Here is a 25,284-nt window from a genome sequence, read left to right as displayed (position 1 = left end):
AACACGACCAGGCCGACGAGTTTGGAGGGGCTGCCTCGTGGGGAGAGCTTCTCCACGTAGTTCGCGCCGCCGCCGGTCTTCAGCCGGTCGTCGACCTTCGCCTTCTGCAGGCCTTTGGTGATGGCCTTGTCCAGCAGTTTGGCGATGATGAAGCCGATCAGCAACACGAGAAGCGCGCCGATCACCTGGGGCAGGTAGCCCACGAATGTCGTGAACGCACTCTGCAGGCTTTGCAGGATGTTGAAGCCGGTGTTCATGGATCTTGTCCTTTCGTGGACGAATGACGGTCACCATGGTGGGCACGGCTCGAACGCATGGTGGGCGTTTCGATCCGGTGTCCACGCGGGATGATCCTTTGGACGAGTGCCTTCGCCGGCGCTGAAAAGCCCTGGCTTGGTCGTCGCGTCGAAGGGGAACACCGTGGTCCGGGGTGTGGGTTGTATTTCTTATGCGTACCCGGTCGGTGGCCGGTCAAACACGCGGTCACCATCCCACGGCGCGCGAAGCGTCCCGGTCTTTCGTTCACGAAAGCGCTTCCGACAACGGTCGGATAATGAAAGGGGAATGCCTATTCGTCGGAAAGGAGTGTTCCCAGTGGTCCGAGATCGAGGTTCAGGTCCCGCCGGTCCAGCCCGAAATGATCGCACAATTCGTCCATGTGCAGATCGAGATACATCAGCGTCTGCCCGATCTCCTCGATCTTGGCGTCGGGCAGGTCGCCGTGGTCGACCCGGCGCAGCGCCTGGCGTTCCATGAGCTGGCGCAGGAGTTCCACCACGGTCAGCACCAGGCTGACGAGGCTGCGTTCCGCGGTCTCGGGGTCGGCGTTGATCCGGTTCTTCTCCTCGTCATTCATGATGGGGCTGCAATGCGGTGATCGACGTGATCAGGGTGCGCAGGGAAACCTGCACGAGATCGACGTCGGCGATGGACAGGGTGATTTCGCCGCTCACCACGACTCCGCCCGCCAGCACGCGGTCGAGCAGGTCGATCAGGGCGACGTTGCGGTTCCCGGCCCGCGCGGGCACGGTCATGGTTCCTCCAGTGAAGAGAACGAGTACGGCGGCCAGGGCCCGGTCAGCGTCACCGTGAGCAAGGCGCTGTCCCGGTCGCACGAGTCCACCGTTTCGGCGAACTGCTCGGCTCGCTCGGCATCGACGAGGTACGCGCCGTTGAGCACCATCGGCCCGTCCTGGTCGGTCAGGGCGCGGCTCTGCGGCGGGTGTGTGCAGGCGTCGGCCGCCAGTTCGGACAGCGCGGCATGGATGTGACTCGCCTGCTCTGCCGCGTGCCACTGGCGTTCTTCGGATGACGCGAGGGCCCTGCGCCGACGTGCCAGGTACGCGGCCCCCGCACCTTCCCCGGACTTCACGGGCCGGGCGGGTTCAGGTTCGATCTGCAGGAATGCCTTCACCCCCCACTCGACCCGGCCCGAGACGTGCTCGAGCGTCCGCTCGAAGTCCGCGGCGCGCTGCTCGACGGCGACGCGGACGGAGCCGTCGTCGTGGTAGACCGTCGCGAGCCGGACCGGCGCCACCGGCCCCCGCTCGACCAGCGCCGCGATCACGGTGTCGTGCGCTCGCGCCACCGTGGCCAGCCAATCGAGGTCCTCCAGGTTGCGCCGCAAGGCCTCCTCGCCGAAGGAGCTCAACGGCACATCGCCCACCACCGCGACCAATGTGCCCGCCGTGACAGCCCGCGGGTGCTCGGCCGAGACGCCCGTGAGGCCGCCGAGCGCGGATGCGCCGGCTTCAGGCATCACGGCGTACAGCCACACACCGCGGTCCTCACTCGCGTTCATCGTCCTCTTCGCCGGCCTCGATGGTCTCCGGCGCCGCCTCCAACGCGGCGACGCGCGCCCGTAGCTGCCGGTTCTCTTCCTGCAGCTTCCCGTTGTCACCCGTCAGCCACGGATCGCTTTCCCACCAGTTGATGCCGACCTCACGGGCCGTCTCCAGCGAGGCGATCACCAGCCGCAGCTTGATCGTCAGCAGTTCGATGTCGAGCAGGTTGATCTGGATGTCCCCGGCGATGACCAGTCCCTTGTCCAAGACCCGCTCGAGGATGTCGCCGAGGTTCGCGGGCTGGCCGCCGGCCGCACCGAGGCCGCCTTGGGGCCTGCCGACCGGTTGTCCCGATACCATCTCAGCTCCCCTCGTTACCGGTGCCGGACTTGCCGCGCGCGTACCGCCTCGTGCGGCGGAACGCGAGCAGGTCGCCTTCGTCGTCCAGCTCGATCTCGTACAGCGCCAGGATGTCGGCCGACGAGGGGATGCGATGCTCCTCGATCACCTCGACCTCCACGATCCAGCCGTCTTCGAGTGGCTCGATCGACGTGACGCCCACGGGTTCGTTCGTGATCAGCTCGTCCAGCTGACGCACCGCCGCGGCGGCCGCGGTCGAGGCGATCATGCCGTCCCGCTCCGATCGACGGCGGGCCGACGGGGCCCGGCCTTCACCTTTGGCGGTGGCCATCGGCCGTCACCCTTCCCTTTCGTTCCTTCGGCGCACGGGCCGGCTCGGCGGTGAGGCCGTGAGCCGGCTCAAGGCCCGTTGCTGCATCTCGGCTTCTTCGTCGGCCGAGATCTCGCCGGCCGCCCGCGCCTCCTCCGCCGCCTCCAGCTCACGCCGGACCGACGCCGGGTCGTGCAGTTCTTCGTCGACCCGCCGCCGGATCAGCTCGCCCAGGGCGAGGACCCCGCGGACGGGGGCCAGCGGCAGGCCGAAGATTCCCGACAACAGACCCATGGCGTCACTCCGGCGTCCGCGTGACGACGAAGTCGTACGCTGCGAGCGGACCGAGCAAACGGACCTCGACACGGCCTTCCCATTCCTTCGCGAGCTCGCCGATCGCGGCTTCGAGGTCTTTCTCCCGGTCGGTCTCTGCCAGCACGGCCAGGTTCACGGCCTCCTCCTCGTGAGTCGGCTGCCGCGGCGCGAACTCCTCGACCAGCTCGTCCAACGCGTCGGCCACCAGTTGCGTATCGGCCGCCCGCTTCGCCTCGATCGCCTGGGTGATGTGCTCGCCCAGCGCCATGCGCTCGTTGCGGGTGGCCTCCTCCGGCTTGCCCCGGATCGCCTTCGCGAGCCGCGCCATGCCGTCGTTCTCGGACAGGATCTCCCGCAGGATGGCCTGCTCGTCGTAGCGCGCACGGACGACATACTCCGCCATGCCCTCCAGCTGTTCCAGCGCGGCGGTGAAGTCGTCGCGGTTCGCGTCGAGCAGCTCGTCGACCACGGCCCGCTCGTCCGCGACCACCGCGCCGAAGCGCAGCGGCAGCACCGGGACCTCGGCGGCCGCCGAGTCGAGCAGACTGGCGTGCGCCGTGAGGTCCTGAGGCCGGCCCAGCGGTGCGTCGTGGGGGATTTCGCTGACCAGCGCCGCGATCGGACCGCTGTGCACTGTGGTCACCTCGGCAGGCGGATCTCCCACTCCGCGCGCGTCGTCGTCGATCTCGACGTCAGCGGGCAGGATGCCGTAGACGTAGATCGCGGTCTCGGTCACCGTCCCGGTGTCTGTTTCGGCGGCCACCGGCCTCACCGTCCTTTCCGGCCGCGGCTCACGGGTTCTTCTTCGTCGTCGCCGAGGATGTCGCGCAGCTTGTCGCCGGCCGCGTCGAGCGCACCGCGGGTCTTGGCCTTGGCGCCGCCGGAGGTCACGTCCTCCAAAAGGTCGGGCAGGCCCTTCTGTTCGGTGCCCGAGATGTCGAGCCGGTTCACCGCTTCCGCGAACCGCAGGTAGGTGTCGACACTGGCCACCACGATCCGGGCATCCACGGTCAGCAGCTCGATGCCCACCAGGGACACCCGCACGTACGCGTCGATCACGAGACCCTTGTCCAGGATCGTGTCGATCACGTCGGCGAGGCCGCTCGAACTCGGCCGGTCGAGGCCACCGCCGCCACCGGACGGCTGTACCGCTGTGGTCATCGCTTACTCCCTCGGCTTCTGCCGGCGCCCACACGGGCGCGGCCTCGGCGCGGCCGTTCTTCTTCGGGCTCCTCGTCGGTGTCTTCTTCGGTCTCGTCGGTGTCTGTCTCGTCGGTGTCTTCGGGTTCTTCTTCCTCCGGCTCTTCTTCGGGCTCTTCTTCCGGTTCCTCCTCGGACTCCACGTCCTCGTCCTCGGCGGAACCGGTGTCGGCGGATTCTTCGTCCTGGTCGGGTGAGCTCTCGTCGCGGTCGGTGTCCTCGTCCTCCTGCTCGACGACCTCGCCGTCGTGGATCTCGCCGTGCCACCCCTCGATGTCGTCGGGGTTCAGCAGGTCTTCCATCATCACGTGCCGGCGGAAGTGCTTGAGTTCCAGCCGCGCCCGGCGGCCCTGGGCCCGCCAGATGTTGCCGGTGCGCTCGAACAGCCCCTGCGGGTGGTAAGCGAGAACCAGCACGACCTTGGTGAGGTCGGGTGTGAGCTCGTGGAACGTCACGGCGCCGTCGACGTGGCCCTTCGCTCCCTTGGAGCGCCACACGATCCGCTCGTACGGCACCTGCTCCAGGATGTTGGCCTCCCAGGTGCGGTGCGACCAGAAGACCTGCGCCTTCCACTCGGTTTTCTCGTCGCTGACCTGTTCGACGTTGTTGACCTTCTTCATGAACGCAGGGAAGTCGGTGAACCGGGTCCACTGGTCGTAGACGAGGTCGATCGGCGCACCGATGTCGATCTCCTCGACGATGTTGGTGAGCTTGATCTTGCTTCCTTTCCCACCGCCGCCGCCCCCGCCGCTGAACGCGCCCTTCACCTTCTCCGCGATGCCGGACAGGCCACCTTTGAGCGCGCCCTTGATCGCCTGGCCCTTGATGCTGCCGCCCTTGCCGCCGGTTATCGCTTCCATCAGGCCACCGCCGCCGCCTCCGGCGAAGTCGGTCAGCCGCCCGGCCGTCGAGGACATCTTTTTCGTCACCGCGCCGGTCGCCCGGCTCATCGCCGCCTGGCCCAGCCCGCGCAGGGCGTCGGTCAGCTCATTCGTGTCCCCGCCGGTGGCCTTGGTGGCGGTGTCGGTGGCTTTGCCGGCTGTGTCCGTCGCTTTGCCTGCGGTCTTTTTCAAAGTCTTGGTGACCACTGCGTTCACTTCCTCGTCCGTCGGACGGGCGAGCGTTTGGTGGCAGTGCGTGCACTGCCGGATCCGTCGCCGTCACCGGACGCCGCGGCCCGCTTGCCTGGCGACCGCCGCTGCCGCGGCCGTTCGCCATCGGTGTCGCTGTCGTCAGCGCTCGTGCGGCGACTTGCCGCACGGCGGCGCCGGGGCTTCTCCGGCTCCTCCTCGGGTTCCGGTTCCTCCTCGGATTCGGCTTCGTCCTCGTCGGCGACTTCGTCCTCGTCTTCGGTCTCTTCCTGGGCTTCGTCCTCACCGTTCGGCTCTTCGTCGTGCTCGTCGTCGGCTTTGGACTTCTTGCCGCGGGTGAGCGCGCTGCCGTCCTGGAGACGTTCGCTCAGCGACTCGATCTTCCCGCTGGCCGCCGTCACCGCTGCGGACTTCGCCGCGCTGAGCAGCTCGTCGCGGGCCAGGGACGTCAGCTGGCCGATCTCCGCGGACGAACCCAGCTGCTTGAGACCACTTTGGACGAGGCTCGTCGGCGACACCCCGGCCTTGCCGGACGCCCCGGCGGCCGCGATCATCAACGCGAGACGCCCCTTTTTCGTCCGTCCCAGTAGATAACCGGCTGCGACGCCGAGCGCCATCCGTGTTCCTGCTTTCATTGCTGCTCCTCCTGAATCTTGCGGTAGCGAGATCCGCACGCACAACCCGCACGCCGCCCCCGAAAGCAACGCGAACAGGAATGTGGCTTCGTCCTCCAATTCAGCTACCCGCATCCGTGTGCGCGAAAACACGAGATCATGGAAAACGGGTTCCTCCTTGCGTATCAAGGATAAAAATCGCTTGCGGGAGCGGTTCCAAAGATCGTCGGCTGCGATGATCGAAGGTGGATTCCCTCGGAACCCTGTCGGACCTCCAAGGCGTTGAAAAAATTGTGTGAACCGATGTGCGTTGGCCCATTTCCTGTTTTTCGGCATACCGGCCGCACACGACGGCGCCGGTGGCGCGGGTTGGCGACCGGCGGGAGAATGTGGGTATGAGCGACGAGGCGAGACGTGCCGTGGTGGCGGCGCTGATCAAACTCGCGGGCAGCCCCGACTACCGCGAGCGGGTCGACGCAGGCCGCCACCTCGCCAACTTCGCCGAGGTGGGGGAGGCCAAGGAGCCGCTGCGGGGGCTCATGCTCGACGCCGGCGACACGGCCGTCACCCGCGCGACGGCGGAGGCCTTGCTCCGGCGTCAGGACCCGGCCGGGCTTGCCGTGGTCGCCTCCGCTCTCGCTGCCGCCGACCCCCGCCACGCCGACTGGATCCACACTGCGGTGCTCGACGTGTTCGGGACGCTCGCCGGCGACCGGGCCGCCGCCGTGCGAGCGTGCGAGGCGCTGGGGCGGGACGCCGATGAGGGCGCCCGCCAGGGCACGGGCCGACTGACGGCCATGCTCGCCGAGATCGATCCGGTCGCCGGTTGAGTCGCTGCCCGCCGGCCGCGTTGGCCGCGCCGACCGTGCCGGCCGCGTTGGCCGGGGGAGGTGTAGCCGCTCCGCAAACGGGTACCCCGCGCGACTGTGGCCGGTGCCACGCGGGTCGAGGCCGCCGGGCAGGATCGGCCGGGAAAGGGACCGGGACCAGGTGCTGCGCCGCCACGTGCGTGCGGGATCCTCGCGGTGGGCCACGCGGGCGGCTGGTGGACGGCGGTGTTCTCCCGCTCCCTCGGCCTGGTCATGGGCTCGATCTTCCTGTCGTGGCCGGCGCAGTCGATCGCTCGCGTCAGCGCGTGCGACGGGGAGCAGCTCGGCGACGTCGGTGATCCCGTCAGCGGGGGCGAGCACGTGCTCTCGGCCGACTTCTGGAATCGGACCAGAAGTGGCAGTCGGAGTTCCTCGCCATCGGCTGCGTGGCCATCTTCAGCGTCTACCTCGGTCAGAGCAGCTCGCCCCGAGTCGAAACCCGTCGGGACCGAACACCACGTCACCGACGAGTCGGGCTGTTCACTCCCACGAAGTCTCGGTGCCAGGTTGGGCGCGCCGGTGCGCGTAGCCGCGCCCAACCTGGCTGCGCTGTCCTGCCTGTGATCTTTCCCAAGCGGCCGCCGGTTTCTCCGCTCGGGCCGGCGGGTACCCGGAGCTGCCGCCTCCGCTGGTGGAGGCAACGACGTCAGGAGACGGCTCAATGGTGGCGCTGCTCGGCATTCTGCTCGTGGTGTGGCTGGTGTGCGTGGTGGTGGGCATCGCGGTGAAGGGGCTGGTCTGGCTCCTGATCCTGGGCGTGGTGCTGTTTGCCGCGACGGCGGCGATCGGCTTCGTCAAGCGCAAGAGCCTCGGACAGCGCTGACGATTCCGGTGTCCGCTGCCGCGGCCTGACGTCCCACCGGCCCCCGCGGCCGGTGGGACCCATCCGTTCCTCCACATTCGGAGATTTCGATGCGTTTGCCCAGCCCCCGCGGTCCGTCGAGTTCGGCGGTCGTCACCCGGCTCCTGACCGAGCCGGACGATGCGGCCGCCGGCGCGGCGCCGACCGGCGCCGACGTCCCGGTGTGGCACGACGAGGATCTGCAGCTCACGCTGTGGATCTGTTACGAGCTGAGCTATCGCGGCTTCGACGAGGTCGACGCCGACTGGGAACACGCTCCTTTCGTCACCGGCCTGCGACGGCAGCTGGAACGAAGGTGGGTGGCCGGCCTGCGCGAGCTCGTGCCGCAGGCTGCGGTGCGGCCGGACGCGGTGGCGCAGGCGCTGGCCGACCTGGTGCGGGCGGACGACGGACCGCCTGTGGCGAAGTTCCTCCAGCGGCGCGCTTCCGAGGAGCAGTTCCGGGAGTTCGTGGCGCAGCGCTCGGTCTACCACCTCAAGGAGGCCGACCCGCACAGCTGGGCCATTCCCCGATTGTCGGGAGCGGCCAAAGCGGCACTGGTCGAGATCCAGGCCGACGAGTACGGCCAAGGCCGGCCTGCCCGCATGCACTCGGAGCTGTTCCGGGCCACCATGCGCTCGCTGGCGCTGGACGACGGCTACGGCCGCTACGTCGACCGCGTGCCCGCCGTGACGCTGGCGGTCAGCAACCTCATGTCCCTGTTCGGGTTTCACCGCCGCTGGCTGGGCGCGCTGGTCGGGCACCTGGCGGCGTTCGAGATGACGTCGTCGCTGCCGAATCGCCGCTACGGCAACGGATTGCGGCGCCTGGGCCGGGACACGGCCGCGACGCGGTTCTACGACGAACACGTCGAGGCCGACGCCGTCCACGAACAGATCGCCGCCCACGACCTGTGCGGCACGTTCGCCCGCGAGCACCCGTCGGCCGCCGGCGACGTCCTCTTCGGCGCGGCGTGCGCGCTGGCGATGGAGGCGGAGTTCGGCCGGATGCTCCTCACGCGGTGGGACGAGGGACGCTCGTCCCTGCGCCCCGCGCCCGCGCCCGGGTCAGCGCCCGCCGCCCGGCGCGCGGAAGCCGCGCACCTTGTGGGTGCCGTCGCAGAACGGCTTGACCGCTGACAGCCCGCACCGGCACAACGCGACAGTGCTCCGGCCGGGGTCGATGACCTCGCCGTCCGGTGAACGGAGCACGAAGTCACCGCGGACCAGCAACGGCCCGTCCTCGTAGGGTGTGATGGTCGCGGCTTCCGGGGCGTCGTCGTTCACCAGGCCCGGATACCCCGCTCGCGTCCCGCTCAAGCTCGCGGCTGCAGGCGCGCCGGGCGCGCCACAGTAGTCTCCGGTCACCAGGAGATCCTGCGACAAGGACGGCGAATGTTCGGATGTGCTGAATGGACCCGCTCGCCGCGGGGATCCGGGCGCTGGCGGGGATGCGGCTGGTCGAGATCAGGCGCATCGTGAACATCGTCGTCGTGGTGTTCCGCTCCGACGCGGGGGACGACCACGCGATCCACGCATAGTGTGCGTTCCGGGTGATGCACGGCGACGTGATCCTGCTCGGCTCGCGCGACATGCGCTGGCCCCAGACGCCCGGCGCCGACCGTGACGAGGCGTTCGACAGCTTCACCACGATGTACGACGTGCAGGCGGCGTTCCTGACATCGAGGTTCGCGGAGGACGATTTTCGGGTGACCGGTGCCGATCTCGGCCCCGGGGGAGTCGTGGTCGTCGAGGCCGCCGGCGGCTCGGACTCGATACGGATCGAAGTCATTCCGGACAGTTCCGGGCCGAAGGTCGAAAGCTGGCGATTGTTCGCGGTCGGGGACCATGGTGAGCACTACGTGTACCCGGAGGCCGCGGGTCGCGGGTGACGGTGTCCACTTCGGAGGGATTGCACCAGGCCCTCGGCACAGATGGCGAGACGACGCGGCTGCTTCGAGAAAACAGCGAGACAGCTGAGCGCAACGGCTGAGGCCGAGCAACGCACCGTGTCCAGGGTGGACATTCCCGGCACCGGCCGAAACGCGGTGAAAGCGCCGGCGCTCGCCGTCCGTCCCCGGCGGGGTGCGGGCCGGGGACGGACGGCGGGTCACGGTTCCGGCCGCAGCAGGGGGCGCAGGTCGTCCAGGCGGTCGAACAGATGCCAGACGTACGAGGACGAGCCGTTTTCCCGGTGCGGGTGCAGGTCGGCCAGGGCCGGGTCGGTGCGGTAGCTGTCGAACGCCGCGCGCGACTCCCACTCGACGACGATCATGACCTTGCGCGGCTCGATGTCCCCGGTGATCGATTCCTGGAACCGGCCCAGTGCGACAACGCGCCCGCCGTGCGCGGCGACCTCCTTCGGCGATCGCCGGGAGTAAGCCAAGTACTCCTCGCGGTCGGCGATGTCGAACAGGTTGAGCGCGTAGACCGGTCCGGCGTCCTGCGGCTGCGACATGCGTTCTCCTCGAGCGAATCAGTGGTGCACAGCCCGGAAAGCCCGCTCCTCGAGTCGGTGCTCTCGCCGCCCGGCCTGCGTCACCGTAAACCTTTCCTGAATGTGTCTTTCAGCGTCTCGACACCCCACGGGGCGCCGGTGACGCTCTCGGCTTGAAGCAGCTCCGGCCGACGGGTCGGGGCTGCTTCGCCCGCGAGTTACTTCGCCGCCGCCGACGACGGCACCGTGGCGAACACGGGGGCAGCGGCCGGCGCGGTCGGGGCGGCGGCGATCCGGGCCCGGCGACTGCGTGTGCGCATTTCTTGCTCCTCGGGAATTCGGGCTTCGTTCGCCTCGGCTGACGATGCGGCTCCGGCTCGGTGGCGGAGGTGACCGGGTCCACAGCTCGGCACCCCGGACGGACTCTGACTTGTTTTTTAAAAGTCAGCAGTGTTACGCTGACCGGGTGCCGGCCTGTGATGCCGCGCGTTGAATTCCCGGAGGTTTCGGCATGGCTCGAGTTTTGGTTGTCGGCGCAGGGGCGACGGGCGCCTACTTCGGCGCGCGGCTCCTGCAGGCGGGCAACAAGGTGGATTTCCTGGTTCGGCCCCGACGTCGTGAGGTGCTGCGTGAGCGCGGCCTGCGCATCGTGAGCGCGGAGCGGACGGAGGTGCTCCACCCCGAACTGCTCGTCGCGGGGGAGCTGTCCGACGCGTACGACGCGATCCTGCTGTCGGTCAAGGCCGACGCGCTCCAAGCCGCGATCGAGGACTTCGCCCCGGCAGTCGGACCGGGAGTGGGGATCATCCCCTTCCTCAACGGCATGGCTCACCTCGATGTGCTCAACGACCGGTTCGGTACCGGCTCGGTGCTGGGCGGGGTGGTCAAGGTCGTCACGTTCGTCGACGAGAACGGCGACATCCGCCAGCTCGCACCGCTCGCGGACATGGTCATCGGTGAGCAAACCGGCGAGCAGACGCCCCGGCTGACCGCGCTCGCCAACGACTTCGGCTCCGCCGGCTTCCCGTTCGCGACGTCCGGCCGGATCGTCACGGAGATGTGGCACAAATGGGTGTTCATCGCCTCGGCCGGTGCGATCACCACGCTGATGCACGGCAACATCGGGGAAATCGCCTCCGTTCCCGGTGGCGTGGACTTCGCGGCGGCGGTCGTCTCCGAAGCGGCGGCCGTGTCCGCCGCGGCCGGTCATCCGATGACCGACCGGGAGTTCGCGGCCCCCAAGGGATTGCTCACGGCGGACGACTCGGCCTTCGCGCCGTCCTTCTACCGCGACCTCTCCCGCGGCCTGCCCACCGAGGTCGAACACGTCTTCGCCGATCTCGTCCTGCGCGGGGAGAAGCTCGGCGTGGACACTCCGCTGCTGAAGCTGGCGACCATCAATCTGCGGGTACACCAGAATCGCGTCTCCGCCGCCTGATCGGCACAACGCCACCGGTCGGGCGGCTTCCGATGTGGTGAGCCGCGATGCGCCGGGCATCGCCGCGATGCGCGCGTCGGCCACGGCATGCCTCCCTCGGAGCCGTCTCCGCAGGCCGCCGGCGCGCGAGGTTCCCTCGAAGATCACCTTCAGTGCGACAGTTCGGCCGGCGGTTCGACGCCGAGCGCGGTGAACAACCCGGCCAGCTTGGTGTCGAGCAGGTGCCCGACGGCGGTCACCCGCGGATCTCCGAAGCTCGCGAACAGCGTGCCGGGCTGGTCGGTCACGAACACGCCGTCGCCGTGCTCGTCGGCCTGGATCAGCAGGCGCAGGGGTGCGTGCAGCATCACCGTCGGGTTGTGGCGGTACATCTGCTCGGCGATCACGTGGTTGCCCATCAGGTATTCCGTGCAGTCCCAGGAAAATCCGGAGCCGACCATGAACGGCGGCACCTCGATGCTCGCGAACCGCAGGAAGCCGAGCGGCGCGACCTCGTCGGCCTTGGCGACGACCGCGGCCCAGTCCGGCAAGCCCTCGAACCGGGTGCGGTCCAGCACCGGCACGGTTTCCTCGAACAGGCGGATCGCTTCGGCGTAGGGCCGTCCGAGCGGCACGGCGAGCCGGCGTACGTCGTGGGTGGTCGTGGTGACCGGAAGTCCGGTGGCCATCGGTGTGCTCCCCTCAATCGTGAACGGGTTCGGCAAGCGGCACCGGGACGGCCGAGCGCCAGGGCCGCAGCCAAGTGAGCTCCGTCCGCGCCACCGTCCGGCCGCAGCGCGGGCAGTGGTCGCCGAACGGCATTTCCGCGCCGCAAACGGCGTGGACGACCTTCATCGGCCGGGTGCGCCGGTCGGAACGGGTATGGTTCTCGCCCCACCGGGCCAGCGCGTGCAGCACCGGCAGCAGGTCGGCGCCCGCTTCGGTGAGCCGGTACTCGTGGCGGGTGCGGTGGTCGTCGCGGTAGGGCACCTTGGTCAACACCCCCGCACCGACGAGGCCGGCCAGTCGTCTCGCGAGCGCGTTGGTCGACACGCCCAGATCGTCGTGGAGGTCGTCGAACCGCGTGGTGCCGGCGGTGATGGACCGCAGGATCAGGAGGGTCCACCGGTCACCGAGGACGTCGGCCGCGCGGCCGATGGGGCAGGGCTGGCCGGCCACGACGATCCTTGCCGCCCGGGTCACCGGACACCCGCCCGGCGGCGGATCTCCAGGAACACCAGTGGCGCCAGCACCAGGCACAACACGCCGATGACCGCGGCGACGAGCACGGTCGCTGCAGGCAGCCCTTGCGCGAGCGACAGCAGTCCGACCACGACCACCGGTCCGCCGAGGCCCAGGTAGCTGACCACGTAGTACGTCCCGATCACCGCGCCGCGCTCGGCCGGCGGTGTCACGACCGTGAGCTCCGCCAGCGCCCCCGTGAACACGAGCCCGTGCCCGGCGCCGGTGCCGAGCATGGCCGGCACCACCAGCCACGTGGCGCCGGTCCCGTTCGCGAGCACCAGCAACGCCAGACCGGCGGCGAGCACCACGAGCCCGCTCGCCTGCGCGCCGATCGGCGACACCTTGCGGGCGCCGAACTGCACGAACCCCGAAGTGGCGATCATCAGCGCGAGCGCCGCCGCGGCGACCGCGAGGTTCGTGGAGCCCAGCATGCTCTGCACGAGCGAGGGCACCACCGCGGAGAACACACCCAGCACCGCCCACGCCAGGAACGACGACGCCCCGGCGACGACGAACGTCCGCCGGATCTCCGCCGGCACCCCGAGCCGCGGCCGGCGCCAGCGCACGCCCTCGGCGCGGACCGGGCGGGGCGTCCGCAGCACCAGCAGCGCCACGATCGCCACGACCACCGCGTGAACCACGAACGACAGGTGCCGCGGCAGCGGCCCGTACTGCGCGAGCAGGCCACCGACCACCGGCCCGAGCGCCAGGCCGAACGTGACGCACGCGGTGGCGGTCATCGCCGCCCGCCGCTGGCCGCCTGCGTCCTGCCCCGCGCTGTCGCTCAGCGTCGCCTGCGCCGCCGCGGCGCCCGCGCCCATGCCGAGCCCCTGCAGAATCCGCGCGACGAACAGCCACCCCGTCCCGGTCGCGAACGTGAACACCAAGTCGCCCGCGAAGAACGCCGTCAGCGCCACCAGCATCAACGGCCGCCGTCCCACCGCGTCCGACAGCGGCCCCGCCACCAGCAGGCCCGGCACGATCACCGCCACGGCCACGGCGTACAGCAACGTCTGCACCAACGCCGAGAAACCGAACGTCGTCCGCAGCAACGCATACAACGCGCTCGGCAAGTTGTTCCCGACGTACAACGCGGCGAGCGTCGCCGCCCCGGCCGCGAAGGCTCTGTGCCCGGCGGACACGGGCGCCGCGTGCAATCGAGTCTCTGACATGGGGGCACCGTAAGGTGCTGGCTTTTCCTGCGCAAGTCAACTCGGCGTTTTACCTGGTCAGAGCGATGGCTCGCTCGGTCCGGGTGCCGACGCTTCGGGCTGGTGCTGAGTTCCGTGTGCCGGTGTGCACGTCGCCACCACGCGGTCCACGGTCTCGGCGGTAGCCGAGACCGTGGACCGCGTGGGCTTCACGGCGAGGGACTCGTCGTCGATGCGGGGAAAGCTAGTGCTCGTTCCACCATTTCCCGAGAGCTTCGGCGGTCTAGCGCCCCTGCTTGGCGCCGGCTTCCGTTGCTGCGTCGACGAAGTGCGGGTCGAGCAGATCGGTGGGCGTGCGGTAGTAGGGATCGGACACGAGGACTCGCACGTCGAAGCCGTGCTCGGTGAGAATGGACTGCTCGCGCGCGAGGTCTTCCGTGGGCCGGCACGCCACGATGAGCACCTTGCCCCTGCTGTGGAGCGGGTCGCGGGGCCGGTCGTCCGCGTCGACGATCAGGTCGGCGTTGGTGGCGGAGCGCACCCCGCCGTCGACCCAGACGGCGCCGGCCATCTCGACGGCCGGCGCGACGCCCGGAGCCGCGGTGGAGCAGGCGATGCCGACGGCCAGGGGGATATCGTCGCCGGCCGACCACGCGTGTGCCTCGCCGGTGCCGACGTCCACCGCGGCCATCATCAGGTTTCGCGGCCACGCGCCCTCGGGTGATCCCCGTTTCCACATCTCTTCGGCCTCGCCGGCCGAGAGGGGTGGCTCCGCTTCGACCGCGGCCCGGGCAATGGCCGGCATCGAAGGTGTGCCGGCCTCGGACTTCTTGGTCATGAGGCGCGTCAGCGTCTCGCGGTCGCCGCGACCGTTCGCCGCGCGATCGGCGTGCCAGGCCGCTCGTTCGCGCATCCGGTCCGGCAGCACGGCGAGGCCCTCCGGGCGCATCGTCAGCCACGCGCCGACGATCGATCCGGCCGACGTTCCCAGGACGACATCGGCCTCGATCGCCGAGAGTCCGTCCGCGCCGAGGGTGAGAAGCAGCGCCGCTTCCCACGATGCGCCCACGGGTCCTCCGCCACCCAGGACCAATGCCCTCATCGGAGCAGAACCCGGTTGCCGATCTTCGTTCATTCGAGGAAGTCCCCTCTCGTTGTCGCGGCCGGTGTGGCCGTCAGGGGACTGCGACAACGATCTTGCCGACCTGGTCATTGCGCTCCAGGTAGCGGTGCGCGTCGGCGAAATCCTCCAGCGGGAAGACTTTGTCGATGACGGGAACGAGATCGCCGGCGACAATGCCCTTCCGGACGTAGTCCACCGCGGGACCCAGCCGCCGGCTGTCCGACGCAAGCTCCGCGACCCCGAAACCACGAATGGTGAGCCGCTTGAGCAGCACGTCCATCACGCTCACGGTTGCCGGGCTGAAGTCGAGTACGCCGTAGATGACGAGGATCGCTTCCTGGGCGGCGGCCTCGATCGAGGTCGCGAGGGTGGCGCCGCCGACCGGGTCGAAGACGACCCTCGCGCCGCGCCCGCCGGTCAGGTCCCGGATACGGGCGACGACATCCTCTTCGGTGGTGGCGATCACCACGTCGGCTCCGGCGTCCAGCAGTTGCTGCCGCTTCGTGCCGGTGCGCGTCAGCGCGACGGCTTGCGCGCCCGCTCGCCGGGCGATCTGGATGGCCGCGAGGCCGACGCTGCTGGACGCGGCCGAGATCACCACGGTGTCCCCGGGTTGCGTGTTCGCGATCTCCACCAGACCGCCGTAGGCGGTGATGTACTGCATCCACGCCGAGGCCGCCTGCTCGAAGGAGAGCTGTTCGGGGTGGGCGACGACAGCGTTCACAGGTGCGAGGACCGCTTCACCGTGCATCGGGTAGTCGAGCAGGTTGAAGCCGGGCACCACGCTGACCGCTTGGCCGGCCCGGAATTCGTCGACCCCCTCGCCGACGGCCTCGATCACCCCTGCGACCTCGAACCCCAGGCCGGCGGGGAAGACGGGGGCGACACTGTACTGTCCTTGGCGGAACAGGGAATCCGCTCGGTTGAGGCCCACGCGCGGGCGTGGATCAGGACCTCGCCGGCGCCCGGCTTCGGCTCGGGCACGTCTTCGAGCTGGAGTACTTCAGTGCCGCCGATCTGGTGGAAGCGTACGGCGGCTCATGGTGCGACTCCTCGTGAGATGGGGATGATGCGGAACTGACCGGCCGACGCGAGTGCGGTCCGGGATGGCGGGCAACGGCCCCGGGCGGGATCGCCTGCCGGCGCAGCCTGTTATGTCGATCGACATAACGCTGAGGGCGACTAAATATGTCGGGCGTCATACAGGCAACCGAGGTACACTCGCGGCATGGTCAGACGGTCAGACACCAAGCGGCGCATGGTCGGGGCCGCCCGCCAGCTCATCCGCGAACACGGCTACCACTCCATGGCGCTGTCCGACGTGGTCGAGCGCAGCGCCTCCCCGCGCGGGTCGGTGTACTACCACTTTCCCCAAGGCAAGGTTCAGATGGCCGCCGAAGCGGCCGAGGCGCACACGCGTGAGCAGGTCGACCTGATCAACCAGCTCGCCGGTGAGGCTACGTCGGCCGAGGATCTGGTCCGGGCCTACGTCGAGCTGGCCCGTGAAGGCATGCTGGCCAGCGGTTATGGGCGTGGTTGCACTATCGCGCCCCTGGTGCTCGAGGTCGGGGAGACCTCGGAGGAACTCGGTGCCGCCAGCCGGCGGGCATTCGTCCTCATGACCGAGACGCTCGCGCTGCAGCTGGTCGTGCTCGGGGCCGAGGCGGCCGACGCCCGGGAGCTGGCGCACGCGACCGTGGCGGGTGTCGAGGGCGCGATGGTGACCTCGCGCGCGTTGCACAGTCCCGAGCCGTTCAACGCGATCCGCGACACCGTGGTCGCCCGGGCTCGCGCTCTCGCCGCCGCCCGCGGCTGATACTCGAAGTTGGGTGAATCACCTGAACGCGGCGCCTCGAGTATGTCGGTCGGTATATATACGTGCTAGCCTCGTCGGTGATGGCGCCCCGCCGCCATCGGAGGACCGGAGTGGTGGATCGGCCACTTGCCCGGCCTGGTCCAGCCGGACCGGTGAGACGCAGAGGGCTGTCTGATGTAGACGGTCCGGGCCGGCCCGCGTACCCGCTGCGACGTGCCGGCCACCACCGCGAACTTCACCAGCCCCTCAGTGAACTGGAGCTTCCAGACATGTCTTCAATCCTCATCACCGGCACTTCGCAGGGAATCGGCCGCGCCATGGCACTGGAGCTCTCCGGCCGTGGTCACCGCGTCATCGGCACCGCGCGCAATCCGGAGAGCCTCGCCGACCTCCCCCTCGCCGAGCGCCTCCGCCTGGACGTGACCGATCAGTCCAGTGTGGACGCCGCGATCGCCGCGGCGGGCGAGATCGACGTCGTGATCAACAACGCCGGTGAGACCATGCGGGCCCCGCTGGAGAGCGTCCCGGTGTCCGAGGTCGCCAGGCTGTTCGACCTGAACGCGCTGGGCGCGCTGCGCGTCGTCCAGGCCGCGCTGCCCGGCATGCGCGAACGTGGCTCCGGCCACCTGGTGTTCGTGTCCAGCATCCAGGGGCGGATGGTGCTGCCGATCATCGGCCCGTACGGGATGAGCAAGTGGGCGGTGGAGGCCATGGCCGAGGTGCTGGCCATCGAAGCCGGGCACTTCGGGGTGAAGGTCAGCCTGGTCCAGCCGGGTGTGGTGGCCACCAACGGCGGCGCGAAGGCCAAGGTGTACCGGGCCGACGACGACCCGTACGGTCCGCTGTTCGACGAGCTGGTCAAGACCCGCGGCGAGGTCGTGACCCCGGAAGAGGTGGCCAAGGTCGTGGCCGACACGATCGAGCAGGAGAACCCGCCGCTGCGCGTGCCGGCCGGCGCGGCCGCCACCGAGATCCTGGCTGCCCGCAAAGCCGCGCCCGAGGGCGAGGTCTTCTTCCCCTACGCCGTCAACTGGTGAACCGTCCGCCCGTCCGGCCCCGGCATTCCCGAAGGGCCGATCAACGGGCGCGGATGGCCTGCCTCGACGACGGTAGTCGATGGGGTCGTTCCGAATAGACCTGGGCGACCGTCCGAGGGCGGGAGCGGTCCTCGAAGAATCTGACCGTCCGATGTGGACGGAATCGTGCCACCGAACACCAGGGCGCGTCGAGCGCGGAGCCGACGCCGACCGGTGACCCACGCCGCGGTGCGGGCTGTGCCTTCAGCACTGCGGCGAACAGCATTCAGAACAAGGAGAATCACGATGTCGTCCGTCCTCGTCACCGGCGCGTCCAGGGGCATCGGCCGTGCCATCGCGATCGAGCTGGCCGGTCGCGGCCACCGGGTGATCGCCACCGCGCGTCGTCCCGAGACGCTCGCTGATCTGCCGGTGGACCAGCGACTGCGCCTCGACGTCACCGATCAGGACAGCGTCGACGCGGCGATCCGCGAAGCCGGGGAAGTCGACGTCCTCGTGAGCAATGCCGGTACGACCGTGCGCGTGCCGCTGGAGAGCGTCCCGCTCGACGAGTTCGAGCGGCTCTTCCAGCTCAACACCGTGGGGGCGCTGCGCGTGGCGCAGGCCGTCCTGCCGGCCATGCGGGCGCGGGGAGCGGGGAGCGGGGCGGCTCGTGTTCGTCTCGAGCATCCAGGGGCGCATGGTGCTGCCGCTGGTCGGTCCGTACGGGGCGACGAAGTGGGCGCTGGAGGCGCTTGCCGAAACTCTGTCGATCGAGGCCGGTCACTTCGGTGTCAAGGTGAGCATCGTGCAGCCCGGCGTGGTTTCCTCGGGCAGCGGCGGGCCGGCGAAGGTGTGCCTGCCGGACGGTGATCCCTACACACCGCTGGTCGAGGCGCTGGGCGTTCTCCGCGGCGAGGCGGTCACCCGGGAGGCGGTGGCGGCCACGGTCGCCGACACGATCGAGCAAGCCGAACCCGCGCTGCGCGTGCCGGCCGGCGCGCCCGCCGAGCAGGTCCTCGAGGCGCGCAAGGTGGCACCGGAGGACAGGCCGTTCCTGATGCGCGAAATCGACTGGTCATCGTCCGCCCGAGCGGCGCACCCACCCGGCGTGCCGCTCGGGCCCTGCCGTCGGCTCACGGCGGCCCGTGGTGATCGGCTCCCGCGTCCGGAACGAACGGCTCATGCCCACCCGCCGGCCGAGTGCCGCACTTCCCCCAGATCACGATTTTCGGCTCTATGAAGGGTGGTCACGTGTCCGACGACAGGCTGTTCCTGGTGACCGGGGCGACCGGCAGGACTGGGGGAGGGGCGATCAAGCTGCTCCTCGAGCGCGGCTATCGCGCCCGTGCGATGGTGCACCGGGAGGACGAGCGCTCTCGGGCGCTGGCCGAGGCGGGCGCTGAGGTGGTCGTCGCCGACCTGCACGACCTCGACGGCATGACGACCGCGGTGCAAGGGGTCACCGGTGCGTACTTCTGCCACCCGATCCTGCCGGGCCTGGTGGAGGCCACGGTGATCTTCGCCCAGGCCGCGACCGAGGCCGGGGTGCGTTCGGTGGTGAACATGTCGCAGGCCCCCGCCCGCCGCGAGGCCGGCAGCAACGCCGCCCGGCAGCACTGGCTGTCCGAACGCCTGCTGGACCGGACCGATCTGCTCACCACGCACCTCCGGCCGACGTTCTTCGCCGAGTGGCTCACCGTGTCGTGGGAGATGCGCGACGGCGAGGGGTACCTGCGCCTGCCGTTCGGCGACGGCCGGCACGCGCCGATCGCCGCGGCCGACCAGTCTCAGGTGATCGCGGCGCTCCTGGTCGAACCCGAGCCGCACAACCGCGCGATCTACTCGTTGCACGGCCCGGTCGAGATGAACCACCACGACATCGCCGAGGCCATGGCCCGCGAACTCGGCCACCCGGTGCACTACGAGCCCATCGGCGTCGAGGAGTTCTCCGCGTCGATGCTCGCGCGCGGTTACGACCCGCACCTCGTCCAGCACCTGCGCAGCGTCGCGCTCGACTACCGGAACGGCGTGTTCGCCGGGACGAACGACGTCATCGCAAGGATCGGCGGCCGGCCACCGCTTTCCGTCGAAGAGTTCGTCCGTGAGAAGCGCGCCGACTTCGAGAGCAGTGGGCCGCGTTTCGTCCCCGCTGCTTGACGCGGCGGACCCAACCGAGGAGGTTCCCTTGTCCTACGCGGTGGATGCTGAGCTCGCGCCCTGGCTGCCCGGGATCCCGGACCTCGACGTCGGCGATCCCCGGAAGGCTGGCGAGATCGAGCGTGCCCTGGCGGCTCGGCGCCCGGAACCGGACTTGGCCGGGCTGACCGTCGAAGATCACGAAGTGCCCGGCCGGCACGGCGCACCGTCGGTGCCGGTCCGCGTGTACCGGCCGCGGCAGGGGAGCGGGCGCCTGCCGGCGGTTCTGCTGATGCACTCCGGCGGCTTCGTGACCGGTGGCCTGCACACCGAACACGCCGGTGCGGCGGCGATCGCCGAGTCGGTGGCCGCGGTGGTCGTCTCCGTCGGCTACCGGCTCGCGCCCGAGCACCCGCATCCCGCCGCGGTCGGCGACTGTTACGCGGCGCTGCTGTGGCTGGCGGAAACGGCCGACGACCTCGGGGTGGACCCGGCGGGGATCACCGTGTCGGGGCAGAACGCCGGCGGTGGGCCGGCGGCGGCCGTCGCGCTGCTCGCCCGCGACTGCGGCGGCCCGGCACTGGCGTTCCAGGCGCTCGGCGCCCCGGAGCTCGACGACCGGCTCGGCGCCGAGTCGATGCGGTCCTGTGTGGACACTCCGGTCCGGTACCGCGGCCACGCCGAGCAGAGCTGGGCCGCCTACCCGGGCGACGAGGCCGGTGGTCCGCGCGTGTCGTCGTACGCCGCGCCCGCACGTGCGACCGACCTGACGCGGCTGCCGCCGGCCTACGTCACGGTGAGCCAGTTCGACCCGTTTCGGGACGAGGCATGGGAGTACGCGCGCCGGCTCGCGCAGGCGAACGTGCCGGTGGAACTGCACCTGTACCCGGGCACGTTCCACGGGGCGACGCTCGTCTCCGGCGCCGCGGTGTCCCGCCGGATGACGGCCGACCTGGTCGACGCGCTGCGGCGAGCGTTGGCCGTGGCGCCGGCTTCCGCGGGGCTGCCATGACGTGGCGGGGGAACGGGCGCTACACCCTCACGCCGGCGCCGGGCGGGCTCGCCCTCGTCCAGGATCTGCTCAACACCCGCCGCAGCTCGCGGGGGACCCACGACGACCTCTTGTCGTCGGTCCGCTCGGCTCAGGAGTGGGCGAACGCGGCGATCGCGGAGTGGGCCGCCGCCGGCGGCGGCCGGGGGCCTCGCGTTCGGATCAGGGCCGCCGACGTCGAGGAGCTCCGCGCGCTGCGTGACCAGCTCGTGGCCGTGGTCGGGAACGAGGGCGAACCATCGCCGGCCGAGCTGAGCGTCGTCGCCGAGTGGGATTCCGGCGGCCGGCTGGTGCTCGAGCCCGCGGGCACCGGGTGGCAGGTCGTCGCGGGCGCGGTGCTGCTCGAGGTCCACCGGGCGCAGCTGCTGGACCAGTGGCGGCGGGTGAAGACCTGTCGCAGCCCGGTCTGCCTCGCCGTGTTCTACGACCGCTCGCGCAACAACAGCGCGGTCTGGCACGACGTCCGCGCCTGCGGCAACGCCATCAACCTGCGCGCCTCCCGGGCCCGCGCCGCTGCCCGGGCCGGCCTCGCGCGGCCGGCCCGGTGACCGCGGTGCGGGGCACGGCCGGTCCGCACGGATCCGTGGCGCGCCCGGGACCCGGGCTCGCCGCTGGGTTGCCGGCCACAGTGGACACCACCATGGCCCGGCCTTCACTATGTCGCGCGCGTGGACGGTTCGACTGTCGCGCCCGTCCGAAAAGGTTCGCACGGCGGCGAAAATCCCTTTTCCACGCCCTCTGCGCCACCATCGAAACTGATTTCCCGGCGACAATTCTAACCCTGCTACTGGTTAACCCTGTCTCGTATCGGCTAACCCCATGGGCCGGTTAGAATCCTCGATGGCCCAGGTCGGCGACCTGCGCATGCACTACCGGCGTGGCGGCGACGGCCCGCCCGTGTTCCTGCTGCACGGCTGGCCACAGACGTCGCATTGCTGGCACCGCGTGGCGGGCCCGCTCGCCGAAACCCACACCGTGATCGCACCCGACCTGCGCGGTTACGGCCGCACCGACAAACCGCGCGGCGGCTACGACAAGCGCACGATGGCCGCCGACCTCGCCCAGCTCGCCGAGCAGCTGGGGTTCGACCGGCTGGCCGCGGTCGGGCACGACCGCGGTGGCCGCGTCGGGCACCGCTGGGCGCTGGACCGGCCCGAGCAGGTCGAGCGCCTGGCCGTCCTCGACATCGCGCCGACACGCGAGATGTGGAAGCGGCTGGATTCCGATGTGGCGAAGGGCTACTGGCACTGGCTGTTCCACCTGCAGCCCGACCTGCCGGAACTACTGGCGGGCAGCAACATCGCCGCGTACCTCGGCTACTTCTTCGACCGCTGGACGTTCCAGCGCCAGAGCCTGCCCGCCGAGGACGTCGACGAGTACGTGCGCGCGTTCTCCGCGCCGGGCGCCCTGCGCGCGGGCTTCGACGACTGCCGCGCGGCCTTCCCGGACGACGCCGACCTCGACGACGCCGGCTACGCGGCGGGCAAGCGCCTCACCCAGCCCGTGCTCGTCCTGGGGGCTTGGTCGGTCTCCTCGGCAAGTTCCCGACGCTCGACCTCTGGCGCGACTACGCCGACAACGTCACCGGCACCGGCCTGGAGAACTGCGGCCATTTCCAGCCGAGGAACAGCGCGAAGAGGTGCCGGCACAGCTGCGCGAGTTCCTCGGCTGAGCCTCGATCGGCCCGCCGGACTCCGTGCGCTGCACCTGCCGGGTGGCCTCGGCTCACTCGGCGGAAGGGCCCGCCTTGACACCGTGGTTTCCGCCGTGCACCCTGCGATGGGTGCTATGTCGGTCGTCATACATGCCGACGAGGGGGATGACGTGGTGAGACAGGGGCCGGACGCGAGGCAGCGGATGATCGGAGCGGCCCGGGAGATCATCCGGGAGCGCGGTTATCACGCGATGTCGCTGTCCGAGGTGGTGGAGCGCAGCGCCGCGCCGCGAGGGTCGCTGTACTACCACTTTCCCCAGGGCAAGCAGCAGATCGCCGCGGAGACGGCGGGGATCCACGCGGGCGAGCAGCTGGGGGAGATCCGTCGGCTGGCGGGCGAAGCGACGTCGGCCGCGGACCTGGTCCGCGGGTACGTCGACCGGGCGCGCGAAGGCATGATCGCAAGCGGGTACGGGCGTGGGTGCGCGATCGCGCCGTTGGTGACCGGGGTCGGTGAGGCTTCCGGAGGCCTCGGTGAGGCATGCCGTCTCGGGTTCACCGAGATCGTCGACGCGATCGCGGTCCAGTTCGTCGCGTTCGGCCTGGGCGCCACGGCGGCGACGGAGCTCGCCCATGCCGTGCTCGCGGGGGTCCAGGGCGCCGAGATCACCTCGCGGGCGTTGCGCAGCCCGGAGCCGTTCGACGCCGTCCGCAGCGCGCTCGTGGAGTGCGCTCGGCTCCACGCCGCGGGCACTGGCGACGCGCCTCGGCGTTCACCGCCGCCGTGACGGCAGGCGTTCGCAGGGCATGACACAGGCTCTTCGCAAATATGATGAGCGACATATTTCAGACGGAGGACTGGACGACAGTGGACGTCGAGAAGCAGGCAGCGGTCGCGGCGCCCCGGGAACGGCCTCGAGCGGAGGGGCCGACGGTCGCGTTGGCGTGCGTTGCCACCGCGTTGGCGATGGTGATGTTCACGTTGCCCATGAGCACGTTGGTGACCTTGGCGAGCACCCTGGGCGCGAGTGTCATGGGACGCACGTGGATGCTCAGCGCCGCCAGCATCGGACTGGGCGCGGGCCTGCTCGTCAGCGGAGCGCTGGCCGACCGGCTGGGCCGCCGGACCGTCTTCGTCATCGGCGCCGCGGTACAAGCACTTTTCCTGTTCGCCGGGGCCGGTCTGCCCAGCCCGGCCCTGTTCACCATCGCCCGCATCGGTCAGGGACTCGGCGCCGCGGCCCTGGTGGCGACGAGCCTGGGCTTGATCGCCCAGGTCACCGCCCCCGGACACCGGCGCACGCGTGCCACCGGGCTCTGGGGAGCGAGCCTCGGCGTGGGTATCCTGATCGGGCCGCTGCTCTCGGCTCTCCTGGAGCCGGCCACCGGCTGGCGCAGCCCGTACCTGCTCGTCGGGCTGCTCAGTGTCGGCCTGATCGTCTTCTTCCGGGCGCTGCCGGCCAACCCCGCCAGTCCCGTCGCGGCCGGCGGGCGAATCGACTACGTCGGTGCGGCGGCCCTGATCGCCGGCCCGAGCGCGCTGCTGGCCGGGCTGGTCCTCGGCCGGACCGGCTGGCTGCAGCCGACGGTGCTGGCGTTCCTGGCCGCGGGGGTTCTCATCGTGGCCGGCTTCGTCTTTCACGAACGCCGCACGGAGTTCCCCTTGGTGGACATCCGCCTGTTCACCAACTGGCAGTTCGTCACGGTCACCGTCGCCGCGTTCACCGCCGGGTTCGGCGTGATCTCACTGACCTCCTACACCCCGACCCTGGTCGAGCAGGGCCTGCACGGCTCCTCGCTCGCCGGCGCCGTTCCGCTGGTGATCTGGTCCGGTCTGAGCGTGCTCGTCTCGCTGGTCGCGCGGCACCTTCGCGGGCGCGTCACACCGGAAACCCAGCTCGCCGCGGGGCTGATCATCATCGGCGCCGGCCTGGCGACCCTCGCGCCGTTGCACGACAACGCCACGCTGCTGCGCCTGGCTCCCGGCTTCGCCATCGCCGGCCTCGGGACCGGCCTGCTCAACGCCGCGCTCGGTGCTCAGGCCGTCGCCACCGTCCCCGCTCACCACGCGAGCATGGGCAGCGGTGTCAACAACACGGCCCGTTACCTCGGCTCCGGCCTCGGCGTCGCGGTCGTGACCTCGACGGTCAACCCGTTGTCTCCACAAGCCCTTCTGCACTCGTGGGCGGTGCCGGTCACGATCTGTGCCGCCATCTCCGTGGTGGCCGGTGCCGCGATCCCGGTCTACGCAAGGATTTCCCGCGGCGGCGGCGAGCCGGCGTAGGCAAACGCGGTCGACCCGGTGCGGAACGCGCGCGACGTGGGCACAATCGAGCGTATGGATTCCGAACAGCTGCGCGCGACCCAGGCCCCGTTGAAGGACAAGTACCGCGACGAACCGGAGAGCGCGCTGGTCACGCTGCACGCCGACGCCGAGCTGGACGGCCTCGGCATCTCCTGCAAGGTCGAGACCGGCCGTGCGATCGTCGAGGCCGGGCTGCATCCGGCGACCGGCGGCGACGGCACCCTCGCCTGCTCCGGCGACATGCTGCTCGAAGCGCTCGTCGCCTGCGCCGGGGTGACGCTGCGGGCGGTGGCGACGTCGCTGGGCCTCGAAGTGCGCGGCGGCCGTGTCCGCGCCGAGGGCGACCTCGACTTCCGCGGCACGCTGGCCGTCGCGAAGGACGCCCCCGTGGGCTTCCGCGCGATCCGGCTGTCGTTCGACCTCGACACCGACGCCGACCCGGACCAGCTGGCGACGCTGAAGAAGCTGACCGAACGCTACTGCGTCGTGTTCCAGTCACTGCGGACCCCGCCGGAGTTCGCCGTGACGCTCGCGGCGAACTGAACCG

General features: G+C 70.3%; 33 protein-coding genes and 4 pseudogenes. 19 read left to right on the top strand and 18 right to left on the bottom strand.

Annotated elements, in window-relative coordinates:
* From AB0K15_RS46115 to AB0K15_RS46065, 11 genes and pseudogenes are all read right to left on the bottom strand, one after another.
* Positions 1-257, bottom strand: a pseudogene (locus tag AB0K15_RS46115) (hypothetical protein); the annotation flags it as partial.
* Between the two features lie 311 nt (positions 258-568).
* Positions 569-856 carry a gas vesicle protein K gene (locus AB0K15_RS46110; protein WP_364067169.1) on the bottom strand — a complete coding sequence of 96 codons (288 nt, stop codon included), beginning with the start codon at positions 854-856 and terminating at the stop codon, positions 569-571.
* The gene (locus tag AB0K15_RS46105; RefSeq protein ID WP_364067167.1) at positions 849-1,034 is read right to left on the bottom strand and encodes a gas vesicle protein; all 186 of its coding nucleotides are present in this window, start codon (positions 1,032-1,034) and stop codon (positions 849-851) included. The genes AB0K15_RS46110 and AB0K15_RS46105 overlap by 8 nt, the downstream gene beginning before the upstream one ends.
* A complete protein-coding gene (locus tag AB0K15_RS46100; RefSeq protein ID WP_364067165.1) occupies positions 1,031-1,801 on the bottom strand; it encodes a GvpL/GvpF family gas vesicle protein in 771 nt (256 codons plus the stop codon). The genes AB0K15_RS46105 and AB0K15_RS46100 overlap by 4 nt, the downstream gene beginning before the upstream one ends.
* Entirely contained in the window at positions 1,788-2,144 is a 357-nt protein-coding gene (locus AB0K15_RS46095) for a gas vesicle protein (protein ID WP_364067163.1), read from the bottom strand. Before AB0K15_RS46095 ends, AB0K15_RS46100 begins: the two co-directional genes overlap by 14 nt.
* A gap of 1 nt (position 2,145) precedes the next feature.
* Positions 2,146-2,475: a gas vesicle protein GvpO gene (gene gvpO, locus AB0K15_RS46090; RefSeq protein WP_364067160.1), complete on the bottom strand. Its 330-nt coding sequence runs from the start codon at positions 2,473-2,475 to the stop codon at positions 2,146-2,148.
* Positions 2,476-2,481: 6 nt separating this feature from the next.
* Positions 2,482-2,748 carry a gas vesicle protein GvpG gene (locus AB0K15_RS46085; RefSeq protein ID WP_364067158.1) on the bottom strand — a complete coding sequence of 89 codons (267 nt, stop codon included), beginning with the start codon at positions 2,746-2,748 and terminating at the stop codon, positions 2,482-2,484.
* 4 nt (positions 2,749-2,752) lie between these two features.
* Positions 2,753-3,532: a GvpL/GvpF family gas vesicle protein gene (locus AB0K15_RS46080; protein WP_364067155.1), complete on the bottom strand. Its 780-nt coding sequence runs from the start codon at positions 3,530-3,532 to the stop codon at positions 2,753-2,755.
* 5 nt (positions 3,533-3,537) lie between these two features.
* Positions 3,538-3,930: a gas vesicle protein GvpJ gene (gene gvpJ / locus AB0K15_RS46075; RefSeq protein ID WP_364067153.1), complete on the bottom strand. Its 393-nt coding sequence runs from the start codon at positions 3,928-3,930 to the stop codon at positions 3,538-3,540.
* Positions 3,927-5,066 (bottom strand): SRPBCC family protein, encoded by a 1,140-nt coding sequence (locus AB0K15_RS46070; RefSeq protein ID WP_364067151.1) that lies wholly within the window; start codon positions 5,064-5,066, stop codon positions 3,927-3,929. The genes gvpJ and AB0K15_RS46070 overlap by 4 nt, the downstream gene beginning before the upstream one ends.
* The gene (locus AB0K15_RS46065) at positions 5,063-5,863 is read right to left on the bottom strand and encodes a hypothetical protein (RefSeq protein ID WP_364067149.1); all 801 of its coding nucleotides are present in this window, start codon (positions 5,861-5,863) and stop codon (positions 5,063-5,065) included. Before AB0K15_RS46065 ends, AB0K15_RS46070 begins: the two co-directional genes overlap by 4 nt.
* 206 nt (positions 5,864-6,069) lie before the next feature.
* Here AB0K15_RS46065 and AB0K15_RS46060 point away from each other — a divergent pair, with 206 nt between their 5' ends.
* From AB0K15_RS46060 to AB0K15_RS46040, 5 genes and pseudogenes are all read left to right on the top strand, one after another.
* Entirely contained in the window at positions 6,070-6,504 is a 435-nt protein-coding gene (locus AB0K15_RS46060; RefSeq protein WP_364067147.1) for a hypothetical protein, read from the top strand.
* A gap of 252 nt (positions 6,505-6,756) precedes the next feature.
* A pseudogene (locus AB0K15_RS46055) lies at positions 6,757-6,951 on the top strand (hypothetical protein); the annotation flags it as partial.
* Complete coding sequence (locus AB0K15_RS46050; RefSeq protein WP_364067171.1) at positions 6,882-7,271, top strand: DUF6766 family protein; 390 nt, start codon at positions 6,882-6,884, stop codon at positions 7,269-7,271. The pseudogene AB0K15_RS46055 and the gene AB0K15_RS46050, both read left to right, overlap by 70 nt.
* Positions 7,205-7,366: a hypothetical protein gene (locus tag AB0K15_RS46045; protein ID WP_364067145.1), complete on the top strand. Its 162-nt coding sequence runs from the start codon at positions 7,205-7,207 to the stop codon at positions 7,364-7,366. Before AB0K15_RS46050 ends, AB0K15_RS46045 begins: the two co-directional genes overlap by 67 nt.
* An 89-nt stretch (positions 7,367-7,455) precedes the next feature.
* Positions 7,456-8,523: an iron-containing redox enzyme family protein gene (locus AB0K15_RS46040; RefSeq protein ID WP_364067142.1), complete on the top strand. Its 1,068-nt coding sequence runs from the start codon at positions 7,456-7,458 to the stop codon at positions 8,521-8,523.
* On the opposite strand, the gene AB0K15_RS46035 is transcribed toward AB0K15_RS46040, so the two are convergent.
* A complete protein-coding gene (locus tag AB0K15_RS46035) occupies positions 8,452-8,670 on the bottom strand; it encodes a CDGSH iron-sulfur domain-containing protein (RefSeq protein WP_364067140.1) in 219 nt (72 codons plus the stop codon). The two genes, AB0K15_RS46040 and AB0K15_RS46035, sit on opposite strands and share 72 nt — an antisense overlap.
* A 125-nt stretch (positions 8,671-8,795) precedes the next feature.
* On the opposite strand from AB0K15_RS46035, the gene AB0K15_RS46030 reads away from it, so the two are divergent.
* Together AB0K15_RS46030 and AB0K15_RS46025 are read left to right on the top strand one after the other, a co-directional pair.
* Positions 8,796-8,924 carry a hypothetical protein gene (locus tag AB0K15_RS46030; RefSeq protein WP_364067138.1) on the top strand — a complete coding sequence of 43 codons (129 nt, stop codon included), beginning with the start codon at positions 8,796-8,798 and terminating at the stop codon, positions 8,922-8,924.
* A gap of 15 nt (positions 8,925-8,939) precedes the next feature.
* Positions 8,940-9,275: a hypothetical protein gene (locus AB0K15_RS46025; protein ID WP_364067136.1), complete on the top strand. Its 336-nt coding sequence runs from the start codon at positions 8,940-8,942 to the stop codon at positions 9,273-9,275.
* Between the two features lie 218 nt (positions 9,276-9,493).
* On the opposite strand, the gene AB0K15_RS46020 is transcribed toward AB0K15_RS46025, so the two are convergent.
* Positions 9,494-9,841 carry a DUF1330 domain-containing protein gene (locus AB0K15_RS46020; protein ID WP_364067134.1) on the bottom strand — a complete coding sequence of 116 codons (348 nt, stop codon included), beginning with the start codon at positions 9,839-9,841 and terminating at the stop codon, positions 9,494-9,496.
* Positions 9,842-10,331: 490 nt separating this feature from the next.
* On the opposite strand from AB0K15_RS46020, the gene AB0K15_RS46015 reads away from it, so the two are divergent.
* A complete protein-coding gene (locus AB0K15_RS46015; protein ID WP_364067129.1) occupies positions 10,332-11,258 on the top strand; it encodes a 2-dehydropantoate 2-reductase in 927 nt (308 codons plus the stop codon).
* Positions 11,259-11,407: 149 nt separating this feature from the next.
* Here AB0K15_RS46015 and AB0K15_RS46010 read toward each other — a convergent pair whose 3' ends face one another.
* The 5 genes from AB0K15_RS46010 to AB0K15_RS45990 all read right to left on the bottom strand — a co-directional run bounded on the left by AB0K15_RS46010 (position 11,408) and on the right by AB0K15_RS45990 (position 15,690).
* Positions 11,408-11,926 carry a hypothetical protein gene (locus tag AB0K15_RS46010; protein ID WP_364067126.1) on the bottom strand — a complete coding sequence of 173 codons (519 nt, stop codon included), beginning with the start codon at positions 11,924-11,926 and terminating at the stop codon, positions 11,408-11,410.
* Between the two features lie 13 nt (positions 11,927-11,939).
* Entirely contained in the window at positions 11,940-12,416 is a 477-nt protein-coding gene (locus AB0K15_RS46005) for a helix-turn-helix domain-containing protein (RefSeq protein WP_364067123.1), read from the bottom strand.
* A 20-nt stretch (positions 12,417-12,436) separates the two neighbouring features.
* Positions 12,437-13,654: an MFS transporter gene (locus AB0K15_RS46000; protein ID WP_364067121.1), complete on the bottom strand. Its 1,218-nt coding sequence runs from the start codon at positions 13,652-13,654 to the stop codon at positions 12,437-12,439.
* A 262-nt stretch (positions 13,655-13,916) separates the two neighbouring features.
* Positions 13,917-14,735 (bottom strand): patatin-like phospholipase family protein, encoded by an 819-nt coding sequence (locus AB0K15_RS45995; RefSeq protein WP_364067119.1) that lies wholly within the window; start codon positions 14,733-14,735, stop codon positions 13,917-13,919.
* 73 nt (positions 14,736-14,808) lie between these two features.
* Entirely contained in the window at positions 14,809-15,690 is an 882-nt protein-coding gene (locus AB0K15_RS45990) for a zinc-dependent alcohol dehydrogenase family protein (protein ID WP_364067117.1), read from the bottom strand.
* Positions 15,691-15,984: 294 nt separating this feature from the next.
* Here AB0K15_RS45990 and AB0K15_RS45985 point away from each other — a divergent pair, with 294 nt between their 5' ends.
* From AB0K15_RS45985 to AB0K15_RS45935, 11 genes and pseudogenes are all read left to right on the top strand, one after another.
* Entirely contained in the window at positions 15,985-16,572 is a 588-nt protein-coding gene (locus AB0K15_RS45985; RefSeq protein ID WP_364067115.1) for a TetR family transcriptional regulator, read from the top strand.
* Between the two features lie 269 nt (positions 16,573-16,841).
* The gene (locus tag AB0K15_RS45980; RefSeq protein ID WP_364067113.1) at positions 16,842-17,609 is read left to right on the top strand and encodes an SDR family oxidoreductase; all 768 of its coding nucleotides are present in this window, start codon (positions 16,842-16,844) and stop codon (positions 17,607-17,609) included.
* Between the two features lie 285 nt (positions 17,610-17,894).
* Positions 17,895-18,191: pseudogene (locus AB0K15_RS45975) on the top strand (SDR family NAD(P)-dependent oxidoreductase); the annotation flags it as partial.
* 97 nt (positions 18,192-18,288) lie between these two features.
* On the top strand, positions 18,289-18,831 hold the full coding sequence (locus AB0K15_RS45970; protein ID WP_364067111.1) for an SDR family NAD(P)-dependent oxidoreductase: 543 nt from the start codon (positions 18,289-18,291) through the stop codon (positions 18,829-18,831).
* An 11-nt stretch (positions 18,832-18,842) separates the two neighbouring features.
* A complete protein-coding gene (locus tag AB0K15_RS45965) occupies positions 18,843-19,748 on the top strand; it encodes an NmrA family NAD(P)-binding protein (RefSeq protein ID WP_364067109.1) in 906 nt (301 codons plus the stop codon).
* Positions 19,749-19,776: 28 nt separating this feature from the next.
* Positions 19,777-20,739, top strand: coding sequence for an alpha/beta hydrolase fold domain-containing protein (locus tag AB0K15_RS45960; RefSeq protein WP_364067107.1), 963 nt, complete (start codon positions 19,777-19,779; stop codon positions 20,737-20,739).
* Positions 20,736-21,326 carry a CGNR zinc finger domain-containing protein gene (locus AB0K15_RS45955; RefSeq protein WP_364067105.1) on the top strand — a complete coding sequence of 197 codons (591 nt, stop codon included), beginning with the start codon at positions 20,736-20,738 and terminating at the stop codon, positions 21,324-21,326. Before AB0K15_RS45960 ends, AB0K15_RS45955 begins: the two co-directional genes overlap by 4 nt.
* A 271-nt stretch (positions 21,327-21,597) precedes the next feature.
* A pseudogene (locus AB0K15_RS45950) lies at positions 21,598-22,450 on the top strand (alpha/beta hydrolase).
* Positions 22,451-22,557: 107 nt separating this feature from the next.
* On the top strand, positions 22,558-23,220 hold the full coding sequence (locus AB0K15_RS45945) for a TetR/AcrR family transcriptional regulator (protein WP_364067103.1): 663 nt from the start codon (positions 22,558-22,560) through the stop codon (positions 23,218-23,220).
* Between the two features lie 41 nt (positions 23,221-23,261).
* Complete coding sequence (locus tag AB0K15_RS45940; RefSeq protein WP_364067101.1) at positions 23,262-24,716, top strand: MFS transporter; 1,455 nt, start codon at positions 23,262-23,264, stop codon at positions 24,714-24,716.
* A 54-nt stretch (positions 24,717-24,770) separates the two neighbouring features.
* Positions 24,771-25,280 carry an OsmC family protein gene (locus tag AB0K15_RS45935; RefSeq protein ID WP_364067099.1) on the top strand — a complete coding sequence of 170 codons (510 nt, stop codon included), beginning with the start codon at positions 24,771-24,773 and terminating at the stop codon, positions 25,278-25,280.
* Positions 25,281-25,284 lie beyond the last annotated feature (4 nt).

This window comes from Amycolatopsis sp. NPDC049253, from assembly GCF_040678995.1.
Lineage (GTDB): Bacteria > Actinomycetota > Actinomycetes > Mycobacteriales > Pseudonocardiaceae > Amycolatopsis.
Note: the sequence above shows the minus strand (reverse complement) of the source record. Positions and strands in the feature narration are given on the sequence as shown.